The sequence below is a fragment of the Alteromonas marina genome (assembly GCF_000808575.1).
Taxonomy (GTDB): domain Bacteria; phylum Pseudomonadota; class Gammaproteobacteria; order Enterobacterales; family Alteromonadaceae; genus Alteromonas; species Alteromonas marina_A.
Map to the genome: position 1 here is coordinate 43,806 of NZ_JWLW01000002.1, position 17,749 is coordinate 61,554.

The 17,749-nt window shown below is 45.3% G+C and carries 13 protein-coding genes; 3 read left to right on the top strand and 10 right to left on the bottom strand.

Annotated elements, in window-relative coordinates; translation table 11 throughout:
• Positions 1–19: 19 nt before the first annotated feature.
• From RJ41_RS01115 to RJ41_RS01150, 8 genes are all read right to left on the bottom strand, one after another.
• Positions 20–2,443: a cellulose synthase subunit BcsC-related outer membrane protein gene (locus RJ41_RS01115; protein ID WP_039216355.1), complete on the bottom strand. Its 2,424-nt coding sequence runs from the start codon at positions 2,441–2,443 to the stop codon at positions 20–22.
• Positions 2,440–3,510, bottom strand: coding sequence for a family 8 glycosyl hydrolase (locus RJ41_RS01120; RefSeq protein ID WP_240485703.1), 1,071 nt, complete (start codon positions 3,508–3,510; stop codon positions 2,440–2,442). The genes RJ41_RS01115 and RJ41_RS01120 overlap by 4 nt, the downstream gene beginning before the upstream one ends.
• 29 nt (positions 3,511–3,539) lie before the next feature.
• Positions 3,540–5,816, bottom strand: coding sequence for a cellulose biosynthesis cyclic di-GMP-binding regulatory protein BcsB (locus RJ41_RS01125; RefSeq protein WP_039216357.1), 2,277 nt, complete (start codon positions 5,814–5,816; stop codon positions 3,540–3,542).
• Positions 5,813–8,038, bottom strand: a complete 2,226-nt coding sequence (bcsA, locus tag RJ41_RS01130; protein WP_039216358.1) for a UDP-forming cellulose synthase catalytic subunit — start codon at positions 8,036–8,038, stop codon at positions 5,813–5,815. Before bcsA ends, RJ41_RS01125 begins: the two co-directional genes overlap by 4 nt.
• A complete protein-coding gene (locus RJ41_RS01135) occupies positions 8,016–8,588 on the bottom strand; it encodes a hypothetical protein (RefSeq protein WP_039216425.1) in 573 nt (190 codons plus the stop codon). The genes bcsA and RJ41_RS01135 overlap by 23 nt, the downstream gene beginning before the upstream one ends.
• Before the next feature lie 303 nt (positions 8,589–8,891).
• Positions 8,892–9,380 (bottom strand): YgjV family protein, encoded by a 489-nt coding sequence (locus tag RJ41_RS01140; RefSeq protein ID WP_039216359.1) that lies wholly within the window; start codon positions 9,378–9,380, stop codon positions 8,892–8,894.
• 14 nt (positions 9,381–9,394) lie between these two features.
• Positions 9,395–10,156 carry a tRNA1(Val) (adenine(37)-N6)-methyltransferase gene (locus RJ41_RS01145; RefSeq protein WP_039216426.1) on the bottom strand — a complete coding sequence of 254 codons (762 nt, stop codon included), beginning with the start codon at positions 10,154–10,156 and terminating at the stop codon, positions 9,395–9,397.
• Positions 10,157–10,296: 140 nt separating this feature from the next.
• On the bottom strand, positions 10,297–10,920 hold the full coding sequence (locus RJ41_RS01150; protein WP_014980341.1) for an NAD(P)H-binding protein: 624 nt from the start codon (positions 10,918–10,920) through the stop codon (positions 10,297–10,299).
• Positions 10,921–10,990: 70 nt separating this feature from the next.
• Here RJ41_RS01150 and RJ41_RS01155 point away from each other — a divergent pair, with 70 nt between their 5' ends.
• Positions 10,991–13,207, top strand: a complete 2,217-nt coding sequence (locus RJ41_RS01155; protein WP_039216360.1) for a S9 family peptidase — start codon at positions 10,991–10,993, stop codon at positions 13,205–13,207.
• A 201-nt stretch (positions 13,208–13,408) separates the two neighbouring features.
• Complete coding sequence (locus RJ41_RS01160) at positions 13,409–15,256, top strand: S8 family serine peptidase (protein WP_039216361.1); 1,848 nt, start codon at positions 13,409–13,411, stop codon at positions 15,254–15,256.
• A 145-nt stretch (positions 15,257–15,401) separates the two neighbouring features.
• On the opposite strand, the gene RJ41_RS01165 is transcribed toward RJ41_RS01160, so the two are convergent.
• Positions 15,402–15,776, bottom strand: coding sequence for a PH domain-containing protein (locus RJ41_RS01165; RefSeq protein WP_039216362.1), 375 nt, complete (start codon positions 15,774–15,776; stop codon positions 15,402–15,404).
• 11 nt (positions 15,777–15,787) lie between these two features.
• Positions 15,788–16,435: an EAL domain-containing protein gene (locus tag RJ41_RS01170; protein WP_039216363.1), complete on the bottom strand. Its 648-nt coding sequence runs from the start codon at positions 16,433–16,435 to the stop codon at positions 15,788–15,790.
• Positions 16,436–16,629: 194 nt separating this feature from the next.
• Here RJ41_RS01170 and RJ41_RS01175 point away from each other — a divergent pair, with 194 nt between their 5' ends.
• Positions 16,630–17,670: a serine/threonine dehydratase gene (locus RJ41_RS01175; RefSeq protein WP_039216364.1), complete on the top strand. Its 1,041-nt coding sequence runs from the start codon at positions 16,630–16,632 to the stop codon at positions 17,668–17,670.
• Positions 17,671–17,749 lie beyond the last annotated feature (79 nt).

The window sequence follows — 17,749 nt, forward strand, 5'->3', positions numbered from 1 at the left end:
TCTTCATCCAAAAGCGGCTTTATAGTGCAAAGCCGCTTAATCTTGGCGAAGACAGCAACAGCTCATCGCTTGTTACACCGCCGCCTTGCCCTTCTCGCCACCTAACCTGAATACCCGCTTCAAATGCTTGGTACTCAACCGCAAATGCTTTTCCCATGTACCCAGCCACAATCCAGTTGTGATTGATTCGATACTGACCTTCAGCCATAAGATTTCCGCTTAAACCCGTATCTGAGCTTTCACCAAGGGTCGCGTTCTCGTCTGCCGTTGGAAATGCACCTCCAATCGGAAAGCGCAGATCGTCGTCTTGTTCTACACGTGAAAGCGCAAGCGAACTTCGAAGTTTAATTTGCCAGTTTAGCGCCTCAAGCGTTAACAGCTCTGAATAGCCCCCAATGCTGACAAACTGACTGGGGCTAAAGTAGCCTCCATTGCCAACCGTAAAGCCACTTAAATTTTTATCGTAGCTTGTATAGCTCAAGAATGGCCCTACACGCCAGTAATCGAGCTTTGGAGATATCATGGTAGCAATATCGTAACTCACATCACCCCGTAGAGAGAGCGCGCTATTATCGGCAACCTGCTCGCCTTCTAAGCGACTAATCTGAGCAGTACCTGCAACAGACCAGTTGTCGGCCACTGCATGCGCTACTAACCCTCTTATGCCACTTTCTATCACGTAGCCCCAAGGTTTCGCGTGGTCAGCATTGAAGGTTCCAGTTTGGCTTAATAAACTGTCTTCTTTTGCCTTTCTAAATAAGGTTGCAGCTACCGTTGTACTGGTAAGAAATTTGGTTGCAGATATTTGCCCGGTTACTTTAGCGCTAACGGGTTGATCGAACATGGCATATTCAAGATTAGCGTAAAAATTGAAATCAGGTGCCTGATAATGCGCTTCGGCGCGAAGCCCCTTATCTTTAAAGCCGCTTATTCCCGAAAATGCTCCACTCAATTGGTTGTTACCAAACCAGTCGCCAACTTGAGGGCGACCGCTGTAGAATTGCTTATAGTCGAGTGATACTTGCCACAGCCAGTTTCCATAACCGCTGCCAATACCAATATATTGCGACAGAACATCGAAATTACCGAGCCCCTCACTTCCGCTTCGACTGCGAGTATTAATACCGTAGACTGCACTTAGGCCATCTTTTGTTTGTGCTGTAACTCCCCTCGCATCGCGATTTTGATAGGCTAGCCAAAACTGTTTTCTGGGCCAGGCGTTACGTGTGGTGCGTTCTTGCAATATGCTTTTTACCGCACTGTATCTCAGCGCCAATCGGTTCAGTGTGGCTTCGTCGTTTTGATTAATTGTAACCAATTCATTGGCAATTACCGCATCGGTTGGCGTCTTCGCTAGCACTCGCTCGAACGCTGCAGTAGCGGTTGTGGTGTCTTGTATCTCTTTAGCAGCCCACCCAATTAGTGCTTGCTCATCTACACTTAACGGTCTCAAACGGGCAAGAGCTTCGCCTGACTCAATACTTTGCTTATAGCGACGTGTATCATAAAACTGAGCCTGTCGGCTAGCCAGACCATCAGCACAGCGTCGAATGAAAACTTCGGTATTGATACTACATGCTAGGTCGAAAGCGCGCTTCTTTGCAGTGTCGCTGCTCTGCGCGCTAAGTGACAAATACCTGCCTTCATAATCGTTCACCAAACTAAATAGCGCATCGGCAAAGTCGTAATTATTCAAGTCATATTGTTGCCATGCCGCGCCCTGCAGCACTTCTTTCACGTAGCCGCTGTTATCAGATTTGAGAAACTGCTCCAGCGTTGTCGTATCCCGCAGAGACAATGCCTGCTGCAGCTTAATACCAGTGACACTGTTAAGGCCTTGCTGAGCAGATTGTTTATCGATATCCCGAACTGCCGATTGTAAGGCCTGAGAGAATTGCTGCGTTGCCATTTCTAACATACCTTTATCAATGGCGGTCCACCCCATAAGCAAGTAAAAATCAGTACGCTTAATTTGATTGCTCAATGCAATAAGCGTTTCTACTTTTTGCTTCGGCGTATTTGCTCTGGCTTTCGGCGTTAACTGAGCAAATTGTTCGAGCGGGAGGGCTTTAGAAGCGGGCTTATCTGGCTGCTTTTTTAAAGCCTGAAGCGATTCTGTTGATTCTGAAACCACAGGCTTGATAGTACCTTTTAAGCGGCCGTTTATTCTGTTTAGTTCGGTTTCAACTTCTTGTGGTACCTGCCACGCAGGGTAACGAGCTTTTAAGCGCGTAAACTCTTCATTGGCTTGCTGAATCTGTCGCTCATTAATATGGTACCAAAGCCCTGTTAAATCTGGCTGTTCTTGTTTTGCAGGTAATATACCCAGATCTTTTTCTTTGTACGTTGTTTTAGCTTGTCCGTATGCCTGCACCGATACAAGTGACGTGGCCAAAGCGCCTAGTGCCAGATACAAAGACGTGCGAGTAAACCGAGTTTTCACGATGCGTTATCCAAAACTGCTAGCATAGAAAGCAGCGTTAAACTTGCCGAGTAATAATCCATGTTTCGATTGATCTCAGGCCACTCTGGCCTTTGCTTTTCTTCTGATTTCATCAAGCTGTTTACGGCCACCTGCACTGAACGCATTCCCTTAGACATTTCGTACTCAGCGGTTTCCTCGTTTAACAGGTTGATGGTAGCTGGCGTAGGCGTTATCGCCCACCATGCATAGTAGGGAGAGAGTAGCTTCTCAGTTAACCTAGCGTTTTGGCGAAAACGCGGGGACCATACAAGCTGAAGCGGTATTCGGATCGCATTAAAACCAAACTCGGGCGATATCACATTATCTAAACTTAACGCACCAATTTTACTGTTATCGGACTCAGCACTATTAGGGGTGAAACGCACCCAATCACTGGGCAATTGGTAGGTAGAAAACTGCATATTCGACAGCAAGGTCAAGCCCGACTCGAACAGGCTTTCCCAACGTGACGGTGTATCCGACAGCGAAGACAGGTCAGTTATGGCGGGAAAAACCCAATAGGACAGATTCAGCTGAAGGCTGGCATTTCCGGTTTGGTCAGATGCAAATCCGTATTCCCCTGGCAAGAGCACTACACTGTTATTATTCACCACCAGAAGTTTCTGCTCTACAGCACGTACAATATTCCTGGCGTCCTCCTCATACTTACCAACGCCCCACTTTTCACTTGCACGCAATAATGCCCAGGCAATAAGAATCTCACCATCAGAGGCATTATTAGGGTCATCAATACAAGAGGATGAATTATCCACACAAGGTCGGTAGCGCCAGCTAAATAGCCCGTCTTCGCGCATGAGCGTACGTTGGGTCCAGTGCCATAATGCATCAAAGGTGTCTTTATCGTTGGCGGCGACGGCAAAGAGCATACCGTACCCTTGCCCTTCACTGTGAGACACATCATCATTTCCCGTGTCTACTACGCGCCCACCGTCAACAAACAATGCCTTATACGCTATGTACTGGGACTTGAATTCGCTATCTTCCTTGTTAGAGCACGACACTAGAAGGAATAAAACACCTATCACTAGCGTCGCCCTTGTTGCGTAATGCAGATTTACCATGAGTCTTGTACTTGTTTATTTCTGCGTTTAAGCAACAAATAGATAAGCAGGCTGACAACAAATACCACAAATACAAAGCCGATTAACCAATACCACGGGTTGTTAGACAGCCATAGTCGTAAATGCAGCCAGCTGTCGTCGGCTTCACCCACTTCATATTTATCGCTTACCTGCATGATGAGTGATGGCGAAAGACCATCTTTCCATGCGAAGAAATCTCCTGCCATCTGCCCCCACATCGACAAACTAACCAGGTCCTCGACTCTAGCTTGAAGAAGTTCTGGCGTCTGTGCTGCAATAATGAACAAGGTATCGGTTTGTGACGAAACTGGGTTTACCTGTGCAGTAAGCACAGCTTGCTCGCCTAAGTCGCTTTCTTGAACGGTATGGCCGTCTACACGCATTTCTTTGAAAGACTGATCGTCAGTCAGGTTTCTTACGCGATTGTAAAGATTGTTCTGTAACCGATAAGACCAGCGTTTCGTGGCCTCAATGGCCGTACTGAATTCAGCCTGCTCAATATTCGTTAAGCTTTCAGGGGTGCCTAGAACAAACACAGAACCTTCGGTTGTAATGTCGTTTCCAGTTGCTATTTTCACATTTAGTAAAGGCACTTGAGCTACTTGCGCTAATTTTGCTGAAAGAGTCAACGCTGTATCTAAGTAGTCATCTGAAGGAATCGCAATGGTTGACGTTGGGGCTGACTTAAAGCGCACAAACGGGTAAGCCGTTTCTGAAAGCAAAACAAGGCTGGGCTGAACTGCCACGTTTCCTGCATCAGGGAGCTTTATAGCCGAAGAATCATCAAGTTGGAATACGAGGTGGGAACCAGGTATATCATCACACGGCACGCCTGCCAATGGCGCTCTCATGGTTACCGCAAAGTCTAAATTATTCGTCCCGCCTTTGAAGAACCGTGCAGGTATTCTTAGCTGATAGTCTCGGTAGGATTGTCCGTTAATATTATTAAGAGACAAACCGTGTACAAGTTCGTCATTCACGCTTACATTCATAACCGACCCTGGCCCAAAACCTGCGCCATATCCAAAGTCTAAGAGCAAGCTCACGCTCGCGTTCTCAGGTACATAAAAATCTGCAGGCAATCTGAATGACACCCGTTTGGTGAAGTTCCCCTCATCCCTAAATTGAGTGGTCGCCACACCAAAGTCTTGGAATGTGTAGTGATTGTCAGGGTTTAGAATGCGATGACGCTGCAGCGTTTCCGCCTGCATTTGTGACTGTGAAAGTACGGTGACTTGTGAAATAGGGTTAATCGCATCGTCCATTACCGCCAAGGCTTTCGCTGCTTCAAGTACTTCATCTTGCGTAGTACCGCTGACAATAAGGCGGTAGCTAGCCGGTACAATAACCTTGCTGTCCTTAACGAACGCTGGGGTGCGCTGTGCTTTTAGAAACGCGCCATCAATGTCGTTAATCACTTCGTCAGATAGCACAGGTGATAACGCGTCGACTGTACCAACTAGAATATGAACAGGCTGCTTTTGCTTGGCTTTCAAATACCACGCAGCACGCTCGTAGCGAGCAACATTTTGGTCGTTCCAAAAACTATTTTCTGTGTCTTCTAGCTGGGGCAAAACGTAACCATCATCAAAGCTGTCATGCTCGATAATAAGCGGCTGATATTGATTCCTAAGAGACAGGGCTTGCGCAACAATGGGAAGTGTCTGATATTTAATTTGCTCATCAGCTTCTCGCGCCGTGTAAAGCTGAACGTTTCGCTGTCCGCCAATTCCTGGATTAAAGAATCCGCTCAGCTCATCTAATGTGAAGCGCTTTTCATTCACCGACGTCGCAATTTTTAGCGTTGAATTGTATGCATTAATTTCGCTCCACAACTCAGGTGCACTGCCGTCAACACATTGCTCGGCGTAGTGCTGACTTACCGCTAGTGTCAGAGAGTTAAACCCGGCTCGCCATAATGAAGTAGGGATCGCAATTTCAGATACGAGAGAAGGTCTGTCTGGGTCGAACGCAATCTGTCCAATGGTCGCATTATTAAATCTCACATACAGCTTAGAACGCTTTTTGATTAACGCCTGCGAGCTAACCACTTCTAATGTTAATAACGCGCTATCTACATCAGTGACTGAGCTCAGGGGGATTGATATATCAATAGAGGCGGATTTTCCCAACAACCGCACGGTACTTTCACCGCCAAAGAAGTCAGTTAATCGGTACGTGTCGGTTTGCGCCGCCAGGGTAAAAGGCATGCACAAGCACACGATAAACAAAAGGTATTTTTTTATCATTGTTTTTCCTTTGGCAGTTTAACAAGCAAGCCTAATTTCATAGCGAATTTCCCAATCAATACAAGCAAATGCAATAAAACAGGCTTTAACCCAACTTTCAATACATGTTTTGCGCCGAACCAGTAAGAAATAGCTCTAGTTCTTCTTCGTTGAAACGACATCCAGCGCAGACTATCGCACAGTGAATAAGCGACGACTTCGTTTTCCTGTTCTTCGGTTTGAGGCATAAAGCGTACACGGAGCATTTTTGACTTACTATCGTAATGCAGCACATTTATAGGAATATGTACGTTTCTACTTAGTGCGTGGCTCCATGAGGTTAATATCGCCCCCTCGGGCACGTAAGCGCCTTCTCCCTTTAATCGAAGCCGAGCCCCGCCAAGCGACATGTCTACTAAATCACCCACCCATCCTTGACCGTTCTCACTCTTGATAACCACACTATTGGTAGCGGGCAAGCGTGCCTGGCTACGAACTTGCTTTCTTTCTAATAATACACTGAGTACAGACAGCAGTAATATTAAATTGAACACGTTCCAAAGCATTACCACTACAGTTAATTCTCGGGTGATCGGCTCAGTGATAAATTTATAAACACCAGAGCCTAGTGCGAAAGTGATGACCAGAATAAGCCAATAAAAGACGGTTGAAAGTGGCGACACAAATGTCTTTTCCAGACTTTCTCCTTTGGGCGTTACAACGAAAGAAGGAGCACGAGGTTTTAGGAAGACTTTTACCAAGGCATTCAACGTAAAAGCACATTGTAATATTTCATATAATTCTGAGACCAACGGCCACCGCGTTCGACCAAAAAGCATGGTTGATATCATGTAGGTAGCGATAACGTGAGGTATAGTGAAGGCAAAAATTTCAAGTAATGACGCGTGATACACCTGAAGCCCAAAAACCAAGTATGCCAGCGGCATTAGCAAGAAAATAATACGGGCGAAAGGAAACAGCCAAAACATGATTGAACTCATGTAACCCACCCGCTGGTACCATTTCAGGCCTTCCGCTTTGAATGGTTTTTTTAGTAATAAAATTTGCGTCATTCCCTGCGCCCAACGCATACGTTGCTGAATGAATGCATCAAATGTTTCAGGGGCGAGTCCGCTTACCATTGGCCGATCAACATATACTGATTCATAGCCCATTTTATGCAAATCAAGCGCAGTTTCCGCATCCTCTGTAATAGAATCGCCCGAGATCCCACCCACCAAGTCAAGATGCTTCCTTCGCATTAAAGCAGCTGAACCGCAAAAGAATGAGCTCCCCCAATAATCTAGCCCCTTTTGGATGGTGCCATAGAACATGTCATTTTCAGACGGCATACGGGTAAATGCCGAGAAATAGTTTCGCTCTACAGGATCGGGATTAGCCATAAAATGAGGGGTTTGGACCAAGAACACTTTTTCATTTCTAAGCATCCAAGGAACAGTTCTATCTAGAAAATCTGAAGTGGGCACATGATCTGCGTCAAGAATTACAATTAAATCACCCGTAGTGTTTTGTATTGCGCTATTAACATTACCCGCCTTGGCGAATTCATTTTTTTCACGCGTGTGATACGTAACACCAAGGCGCGAACAAAGCGCTTGGAGGTCCTGTCTTCGCTGCTTTGCTGAGGCCGCTGAAACCGGATTATCTGCATTGATTTTTTGATCTGTTCCGCCGTCGTCAAGCAAATGGATGTAAAGCTTATCCTTTGGATAATCCAGCATTTGTGCGGCACGAATTGTGACCTCTAGTATCTCTTCATCTTCGTTATAACTTGGGATCATTACGTCAACGCTCGGCAACGTAGATTTGTCTACGCCTTCCAATGTCAGAAGAGGACGACTTAAAGGAAAAGCATTCACGATTGCGCCCAATACGGAAGTTATCCCAGCGTAAATTTCTGCGCCAAACAATAGCCAAACTGCAATCATTGAAAGCACATCAGAATACGTGAGCGTGTAAATACCACGCCATAATAAATACCTCACGCTAAGTGCTATAGCGAGAACGAGCGCAAGTACTCTGAATAAGTTCTGGTATTTTTGAGAATGCCTCGCTTCTTTACTGCAAAGCGATATGAAAATGAGAATAGTAATGGAAGCTAGGAGTTGCCCGAGTGCATCCATCGGAGCCAAAAGTAGCGCCCCAAGAAAGAGCGACGCTACTAGTAGAACAGCAGTAAGGTGTGACGTGTAGTGATGTTTATGTGTTTGCGAATGATCCAACGTTGCGATCCAGTATGTGTATGTGCGTTACACTTGCATAGTTCGCCCTGTTGATTAAGGTCATCTTTCCGTCTGCGATCTCTACCTCATGATTGCTCTTGTAAAACAAACTAGAGATATGATCTCTGCGCTTTCTGTCGCTCTTAGATACTAAGAACCACGCTGGGTACGTCGCAATTCCGAAAGCGGCGACCGCACTTAGAACATAGAAAACGACTGGCGACATAGACGGTGCTAAATACAGGGAAAATAAAAACATAGCCATGCTCAATACCGTAAATATACCAGTAATTTTACGTAAACGTATAACTTTAATAAGTTTATTCTCTGCATCAAGTAGCAGGTTGAGACGTTTCTTCCACAGTTTTTCAGTTTCTAGACTTGTTCGAGTCTCAACTAGACGAGGTTGCTCGCTTGCCGAGACAGCATTGCGAAAATGCCTTGCGCGCTCAAATACGTTAACCGCAGTGCCTTTGTCTATCGCACTTTGAAACGATTGCTCAAGCAAGTCAGACTGATTAGATTGTTGTGTATTTTCCACTAATTTCACTGCGCATACTCCCCTCATTACTACACGTCGAGTTTACTTCCACATATTCAGAGGAAAAATTGCTGAAACCATACTTACTGATAGGAAATGATACGCTTATATTAGGAATATGATATTGAACTTTAGCCCATTGAACTTTGGTATCCCCCTTTAAAAACGCGGCATAGAGAAACAAAACAGAAAATTAACTGACCATTTGGTTAAGTAATTTCAAGTATTCTAAACGCAAAAACACGTTCTTTTTTGAGCAAAAAGAGAGGAGAGTTAGACTAATTGATAAGATAAGGGTATTGAACGGTATATTTATGGCTTGCGAAGCTTACTAATAATGCTGATCAAGTTGCTTACGTTGAATACTGTGCCAAAAATACTGCCTACAGATATGGCGTACAGCAGCCCCAAAGTTTCAGCTAGAAGAAAGACTTTTCTAATAGTATGTGTGTTGCGAATAACCAGTGATCCCACTGTAAAAAAAAGTGACGACGCATAGGCAATGAAAATGATCCAGCTGTGATCTAGTACAAACCATTCATAAGCCAGAAAGCCTAAATTCACCGTAACAAAGAAAAATAAAATAGCGTTGCTTCTGTGTTTGATAGCAATGAAGTTACGAACGCTGGCAAGTAGAGTACCGATGCCTGCGGCCATAGCGTCTAGCATAAAAAAGTGCACGCTAAGTGCGCTTAAGGCAAAGGCAGAAATAAGCAAATATCTGTCTACATTGGTTTGGCGATACCCAATAAAATTCAATACAACGGCTATCGCGCCAAAGCCTTCTGCGATTATGTTCATTTATATAAGCTCATTCAAAATTTAAGGTAAAAGGGCTGACAAAGGGCTTTGTATTCAATTGTGTAATTGCCCTGCGCGTCTCTAATCGTTAATGTCGTCTTACTCGCCTCTTCAGTAATTACCCCGACATTTTCAATTGGCGAAAGTGTGGAAGTTAACGCTAGTTTTCTAAAGTGGAATGCACAAAGGTAAGGAGCGCTTTTAGATTCATGCTTGACGTAAAGCTGCTTTTCCAACACCAAGCCATAGGAAGCGGCGATCTGAATTATCCTTGCTTCTAGCGAAAAAGGATAAACGCAATACAAATGCCCGTTTAATTCAAGCATTTCTTGGCTGACCTCAAAAAACTCTTCTGCACTAAGCGCCAAAGTCTGTCTTGCCAAATTTCGAGATTGGCTCTGCTGGTTGTAAGCATTTGAACGTTTGGCGGGCGAATCGAAGTAAGGCGGATTTGAAATGACGACATCGTACAGATAGGGCGATGTAAAACTATTTACATCACAACAGCGGGCAAATAATTGGTTAGCCCACTTTGAATTTTTAAAATTCAACGCGGCCTGCGCCGTTGCATCTTCATCAATTTCTATCGCATCTATTCGAACGGCTCTCTGATTGTCAACACGCTGTTCATCGGCACTACTATGAAAACTATGCTCCGACTTTTGCGCCATCATCAGCGCAAGAATGCCACTACCCGTTCCAATATCTAGAATATGCGTCGCCGGACCTGGCTCAGCCCAACTTCCTAAAATCAGGCTGTCGGTGTTCACTTTCATGGCGCACTTGTCTTGCGCTACTGTGAATTGTTTACAGCGGAACATAAGAAAGTCGTATTACCTAATGCGTTAGAAGGCGCGCATTTTATACCAAGTCGGGTTGTGCTTCACGTTAACGTTGTGACATTTACTACGAGCGCTTATTTCCAGCGCTGCAGCGACATCATGTTTCTAGCCACGTCAACGGCATGAACGGGGCGGTATTTCTTTAGCGGCCCTTTCATAATACTTTGCCAAATAGGCGCGGTTTTCTGCGCTATATCTTCCAACGTTCGAGATTCATCGCGCTCGCCCAACAGTAATGAAGGACGCACTGCAGAGGCATGGGGTAATTGCGGCATTCGCATGATCGCGTTTTCTAGCTCACCTTTTACGCGCAAATAAAAGTTACTGCTTTTAGCATCAGCGCCAACCGAAGATATCCATACAAAGCTGTCTGCGCGCTGTGCACGGGTAAGCTGTGCGGCAACATGAACATATTCAAAATCAACGCGGCGAAACGCTTGTTTCGATCCCGCCTTTTTAAGTGTGGTGCCCAGACAACAGTACACATGATTTACGCTAAAGTAGCCTTGATAGTCCTGTAGATTGTCGAAGTCGATAACTACAGGTTTTAGGCGATTGTGAGGGTCGTTAAACATACTGGAGGAGAGCGGTTTTCTGACTAAGCAGGTTACCTCATTGTACCGTCTATCCTGTAACAGCATATTTACAAGCGTTCGTCCCACTAAACCTGTCGCTCCTAGCACCATTGCGGATTTCATATGTCGCACCTTGTATCATAAATTGATATAACTACAATCAAACCTTCGACAGTCAAATATGCAGATAAAAATGAAAAAAGCCCTTTTAATTGGAGCCGCTATGCTCTCTACTGCTTTAAACGCTGAAACGCTCACTATTGAGCGTATTTTCTCTTCTCCTTCACTCGATGGCAACGCACCCCGTTCGTTAAAAGTATCACCTGACGGTCAACGGGTAACATTTCTTAAAGGTAAGCAAACCGACTACGAGCGCCTAGATCTATGGGAATACCATATTGAAAGTGGCCAAACTCGCATGCTTTTCGACTCAAACGACCTACAAAGCGGCGAAGAGGTGCTTTCTGATGAAGAGAAAGCGCGACGCGAGCGTATGCGTTTATCTGGCAGCGGTATTGTAAGCTACCAGTGGTCGGACGATGGTAAAGCATTACTTTTCCCATTAGGTGGCGATGTGTTTTATCACAAGCTGGGCGAAAAAGGGGCGAAGCAACTTTTAGATACTGACGCTTTTGAAACTGATATTAAATTATCACCAAAAGGTAACTACATCTCTTTTATTCGCGACCAGAACCTTTATGTAAAACACATTGAATCGGGTAAAGAAACGGCAATTACCAAAGAAGGTGGCGACAACATTAAATTTGGTATGGCCGAATTTGTGGCGCAAGAAGAAATGGGCCGTATGACCGGATACTGGTGGTCGCCAGATGAAACTAAAATCGCTTTTACCAAAGTTGATGAAAGCCCGGTAGATGTGATCACGCGTTCTGAAATCTATGCTGACGACATCAAACTTATCGAACAAAAATACCCGAAAGCGGGTACGCCAAACGTATTGGTGGAACTTGCTGTTCAAGACATCAACTCTGGCGATCGCACCTGGGTTGATTTAGGTAAAGACAAAGACATTTATTTTGCCCGCGGTAAGTGGATGCCAAATAGCACCACCTTTACCTACCAGTGGCAGACTCGCGACCAGCAAACACTGGAGCTTCGCGCGTTCGACCTTAACAGTAAAAAAGAAAACGTGCTGCTTACAGAATCAAGCAACACGTGGGTAAACCTGCACAACGACCTTTACTTCCTAAAAGACAAAGGCCAATTTATTTGGGCGTCTGAGCGTGACGGTTTTAAACACCTTTACCTATTTAACAACAGCGGCAAGCTGGTTAAGCAATTAACCAAAGGCGACTGGGTAGTGGACAGCGTTGAAGCTATTGATACTGCAAACAACCGTTTGTATTTCTCTGGCCGCAAAGACACGCCACTAGAAAGCCATGTTTACAGCGTGCCATTAGATGGCGGCGAGATTTCGCGTATCACTGAACTAGGCGCGTATCACAGCGCGGCATTCAGTAAAGATGCCTCAATCTTTATCGACCGTTTCTCAACCATTAACTCTCCTGCACAAGTTAGCCTGAATAGTGCCACCGGCGAGCGAATTACCTGGCTTGAAGAAAATAAAGTTGAAGAAGGCCACCCTCTGCACGCTTACATGGATAGCTGGACGGCACCTGAGTTTGGTGACATCACTACAAAAGATGGCGCAACCCTTAAGTATCGAATTTACACGCCTGACAGTGCCAAGCAAAATCCTAAACAGAAGCACCCTGTTATTGTTTACCTTTACGGCGGCCCGCACGCACAGGTTGTAACAAACAGTTGGGCGGGTAACCGTGGTTTGCTATTCCAACACTGGGTTGACCAAGGTTATGTGGTATTTACGCTAGATAACCGCGGCTCTAATTATCGCGGCAAAGGCTTTGAAGATCCTATTTATAAAAAAATGGGCTTTATTGAAGTAGACGATCAGGTTGCAGGCGTTGAGTTTTTGCGCACACTTCCTTTCGTTGATGCTGAGCGTATTGGTGTTCATGGCCACAGCTATGGCGGCTACATGACGCTAATGACCATGTTCAAAGCGGGCGATTACTTCGCAGCGGGCGTGTCAGGTGCGCCGGTTACCGACTGGCGCCTATACGATACCCACTACACTGAACGCTACATGGGCAACCCAAATACGGATGACGATGCTTACACTGCGTCATCAGTATTCCCTTACGCAAAAGATCTGAAGGGCGACCTTTTGATTTACCACGGCATGGCAGATGACAACGTGTTGTTTACCCATTCAACAATGCTCTACAAGCACCTTCAAGACTTGGCAATTCCATTTGAAACTATGGATTACCCGGGCAAGAAACACAGCATCCGTGGTAAGCAAACGGGCATTCACTTATATAAAACGATAACTAACTTTTTCAATAGAACGATTAAGTGGCAATAAGTAAATGAAATATAAGGGTATAAAGAGAACTTATCTTTATACCCTTTTTTTTGGTTATTAAACTTTATAATAATTTTTTGCTACAAGGTTTGTTAAATTTTTTTTCATAGTGTAGGTTCAAAAACGAGCATTTTGCTTACCCACCACACAAAAACAATCAAAAAGGTGGGAATGAACAACAGGTGAAATAGAGTGGTACCTATGAAAAATAATAAATTTACCCCTTCTTTAATCGCTGCTGGTTTGGCACTTTCAAGCTTCGGCGCTCTTGCAGACAACGACCGTTATATTATTCAAGTAGACAACAACGCCAAAGGCATTGTCAAAGCACTTGCAAAACAGTCTGGTGCAGAAATACACGTTGATGCCGATGGCTTTATTGCTGCAACCTTCAGCGGTAAGTCATTAGATGACGTTAAAGGCTTACTCAACAATCCACATGTAAAACTGGTTGAGGCTGACCAAAAGCGTATACCACTGGCCTTATTTAACGATGACGCTGGCGACCCAACGCAAACTCAATTAACTCCGTACGCAGTTTATCAATCACAGGCTGACCAAGTTGTATTTGATAGCAACGCAGGCATGAAAGTGTGTGTCATCGACTCGGGGCTAGATTCCTCGAATGCTGATTTTAATTGGTCTGCAATTACCGGTGACAACGATATTGGCACAGGTAACTGGTTTGAAAATGGCGGCCCACACGGCACGCATGTGGCGGGAACCATCGGCGCCGCCGATAACGGCTTTGGTGTAGTTGGCATGGCACCAGGTGTTGATATGCACATCATCAAAGTATTTAACGCTTCTGGCTGGGGCTATTCATCAGATCTAGCGCAAGCAGCTCAGCTTTGTTCTCAAGCTGGTGCCAATATTATCAACATGAGCCTTGGTGGCGGCGGTGCAAACTCTACAGAAGAAAATGCGTTTAAAGACTTCGTTGCGGCAGGCGGTCTGGCTGTGGCTGCAGCAGGTAATGATGGTAATAGCGTGCGTTCTTATCCGGCTGGATACTCGTCTGTGATGATGATTGGTGCTAACGACGCCGATAATAATATTGCTGATTTCTCTCAGTATCCGTCGTGCACCACAGGTCGTGGTAAACGCGTTACTACCGACGAGACCATCTGTGTAGAAGTCACCGCAGGTGGTGTAGATACTCTATCTACCTATCCAGCAGGTGGAGCTTCACTTTCTTCAATGAGTGCTGACGGTGTCGGCTTTGCTTCATCAGCGATGGAAAATACCGGTACGGCATCAGCTGCAACCTACTTCCTAGGTCTAGGCGACGCAGTAGATACCGGCGCAGCAGGCAAAGTTTGTGTTATCGACCGTGGTAGCGTGTCATTCTACGACAAAGTTAACAACTGTGAATTATCAGGTGGTATTGGTGCTGTTATTGTAAATAACGAGCCGGGCATGCTTTACGGCACCCTAGGTGATACTAACAATACATCTATCCCTGCTGTAGGTGCTGCATTTGAAGATAGAAGCGCATTAGTTGCAGCATCTACCATTGATATCTCTATTGGCGCAAGCGACTACGGCTACATGAGCGGTACTTCAATGGCGACACCAGCCGTTGCAGGTATTGCGGCACTGGTATGGTCAAATCACCCAACTTGTACAGGTGAAGAGATCCGAAGCGCACTGAAAGCTACGGCGATGGATGCAGGTGCAGCGGGCAAAGACGACTTCTTTGGTTATGGTATCGCCCAAGCGGCTGATATGAATGCTTACCTTACGCAAAATGGCTGCGCCGGAGGCAACGGCGGTGGTACTGGCGGTGGCGGTACTGGTGGCACAGGTGAATTAACTCTTACTGCCACCGGCTATAAAGTAAAAGGTGCACAACGTGTGGATCTTTCTTGGGCTGACGCTACGTCATCAAATGTTGACGTATATCGCGACGGCACTGTAATTGCTACCACGGCTAACGATGGCGCTTATACTGATGCGCTTAGCTCTAAAGGCGGTGCTACTTACAGTTACCAAGTATGTGAAGCTGGCACTACGACTTGTTCAGCAAGTGTTAGTGTGGTTTTCTAAGGTTTTAGCGGGTTATGTTTCCGACATGAATTTGCAATGATTCGCAAAAAGATTGTCTGAATCTTAAAGCAAGAAACTAAAAAAGCGGGCAGTTCACACTGCCCGCTTTCTTTTTATTAACCGTAATCTAGGTAAGCAATTGCGCTTAGCTAAACATCTGGGTTGCTAGGTTTTGCTGTACCGCCTGAGCAGACGATGCACTTAGCTCAATCTCAATAGGATCGGCTTTGCCCGACAGCCAAATTTTAAGCTCGGCGTCAGTATCAAAATGCCCTGCTGTCTCAACGATAAACTGCGTAATCGATTTGTAAGGAATAGAGTGATAGTTCACTTTGCGCCCGGTAAGGCCTTGCTTATCAATAAGGATTAGGCGCTTGTTAGTGAATACACTTAAATCGCGCACTAGCTTAAACGCAGAGGTAACGGTTTCGTTAACAGCAAGTATAGGCGTAAGCTCTTCTTGCACATCTGAAGCGCTAGTCTCGCTTGCATTACCCATGATGGTATCAAATAAACCCATGACTTTTCCTTTTAGGCAGAGGCAAGTTTAACTCGCCATTGAACTCTATGCGCCAGTGGCTTGGGTTTATCCAAAGCAAAGCCTTGACCGAAATCTACTTTAAGCTCTCGTAAAACTTCGGCGGTCGCGTTATCGACCACAAACTCTGCCACGGTCTGTTTACCCATACTGTGCGCGATATTATTTATCGCAGTTACTGTAGCATGATCGATAGGATCGTGAACGATATTTCGCACAAAGGAGCCGTCGATCTTAACGTAATCAACATCTAGGTTTTTCAGGTAGGTGAACGAGGACATACCTGCACCAAAGTCGTCTAAGGCAAAGCTACACCCCAAATCGCGTAGTGTAGAAATGAAATGTTTAGCAGCGCTTAAGTTAGTTACCGCTGTTGTTTCTGTAATCTCAAAACAAATTTTCTCAGCAGGTACAGAAGTACTTTGCATACGCTTGGCAATCTTATGCAGCGCATGAAAACGTTCGCTTGAGAAAACTTCAAGACCAATTTTTACCTGCTCGGCAACCGACTGCGCTTTGGAAATACATGCAGCGCGTTCATCGTTTTGGATAAAAACACCAGCTGAAACAAATAAAAAGGTGAGAAAAAGAAACAAAACCGTAGGTAAGGCGTAAATACGATGGTTGTGTTTGCTTAACATGTGCCTGTCTCCGGTAACTTGCGCCGGTATACTAAAGAAGGTTTATGAAATAAATATGAATTGTCTTATGGGTATAGGCTCTGGCGTTATCTAATAGTATCTGGCACTGTAAGGCTTCCGATTTCCTTTTAGTGCGTAAAAGCCCTTGTCGGCGCTAACCCATTAAAAACTCAAAATGAAAAGAGCGTTACGTAATGAGTATTTCCCCAAATTTCGAAGATATAAAACAAGCCTATGAACGAATAAAAGGCGACGTAAAGAAAACGCCAATTGTTGAATCTTCGTTGCTCAACAAATGGATGGGCAACCGCATTCTGTTTAAAGCGGAGTGCTTACAGACCATTGGGGCATTCAAAATTCGCGGCGCCATGAATTTTTTAGCCCGCTTGAGAGAGGAAGGTCGTTTACCGAAGCATGTAGTTGCCAATAGTTCTGGAAATCATGCACAGGCGGTAGCCTATGCAGCAGCTCACTTTGGTATTAAGGCCACTATTTTCGCGAGCGAGACCATTTCGCCGATTAAAGCTGCTGCTACGCAAAGCTATGGTGCTGAATTAAAACTATTTCCTACCCGTCCAGAAGCAGATGCGGCTGTCGAGCAAGCATCAAAAGCACCAGACACTGTCTGGATACCGCCGTTTAACCACAAAGATATTGTGGCAGGACAAGGCACGGCAACGTTAGAAGCGCTTAATGAAATTGGTGAGGTGGATGCTGTCTTTGCGCCCTGCGGAGGCGGAGGGTTATTGTCGGGCTCATTGCTTGCAACTCGCGCACTACAGCCAAATGCATTGGTCATTGGCGCTGAGCCTGCCGAGGCGAATGATGCCTCTATGTCGTTGCAAGCTGGTGAGATCATTGCCTTAGACTATGCACCAAATACCTTAGCAGACGGCGCTGCCACGCCTTCTGTTGGCGATGTTACGTTCCCTATATTGCAAGAAATAGATGATTTCTATGAAGTGGACGAGCTGCAAATTGCTTATTGGACCCAATGGCTACATCATTTATTAAAGCTTCACATAGAGCCCACATGTGCGATGACCATGGCTGCAGTAGCGGCTTGGGCTGCCAACACCCCGCCTGGGCAAACGGCTCTTGTTATATTGAGTGGTGGAAACATAAGTCAGGCGAGTATGGCTAAGATTTGGGAGAGAGATTTTTTGCTGCAGCCTCCTATCCTTGACCTTGATGACGAAGATGAACTTGAAGAAACTGAGCGTGTTGAGGCATAGCGTTTTGTTAGCGCGCAGCTATCGAAATTTGGACAACTCGGTATAAGAACAAAGAATAAAACAGAAATAAAAAAGGCAG

Bases quoted from the DNA above. Each gene is read 5' to 3' on its own strand.
- RJ41_RS01125 (WP_039216357.1), bottom strand. From the start codon at position 5,816: ATGATAAAAAAATACCTTTTGTTTATCGTGTGCTTGTGCATGCCTTTT.
- RJ41_RS01140 (WP_039216359.1), bottom strand. From the start codon at position 9,380: ATGAACATAATCGCAGAAGGCTTTGGCGCGATAGCCGTTGTATTGAAT.
- RJ41_RS01145 (WP_039216426.1), bottom strand. From the start codon at position 10,156: ATGAAAGTGAACACCGACAGCCTGATTTTAGGAAGTTGGGCTGAGCCA.
- RJ41_RS01150 (WP_014980341.1), bottom strand. From the start codon at position 10,920: ATGAAATCCGCAATGGTGCTAGGAGCGACAGGTTTAGTGGGACGAACG.
- RJ41_RS01155 (WP_039216360.1), top strand. From the start codon at position 10,991: ATGAAAAAAGCCCTTTTAATTGGAGCCGCTATGCTCTCTACTGCTTTA.
- RJ41_RS01160 (WP_039216361.1), top strand. From the start codon at position 13,409: ATGAAAAATAATAAATTTACCCCTTCTTTAATCGCTGCTGGTTTGGCA.
- RJ41_RS01165 (WP_039216362.1), bottom strand. From the start codon at position 15,776: ATGGGTTTATTTGATACCATCATGGGTAATGCAAGCGAGACTAGCGCT.
- RJ41_RS01170 (WP_039216363.1), bottom strand. From the start codon at position 16,435: ATGTTAAGCAAACACAACCATCGTATTTACGCCTTACCTACGGTTTTG.
- RJ41_RS01175 (WP_039216364.1), top strand. From the start codon at position 16,630: ATGAGTATTTCCCCAAATTTCGAAGATATAAAACAAGCCTATGAACGA.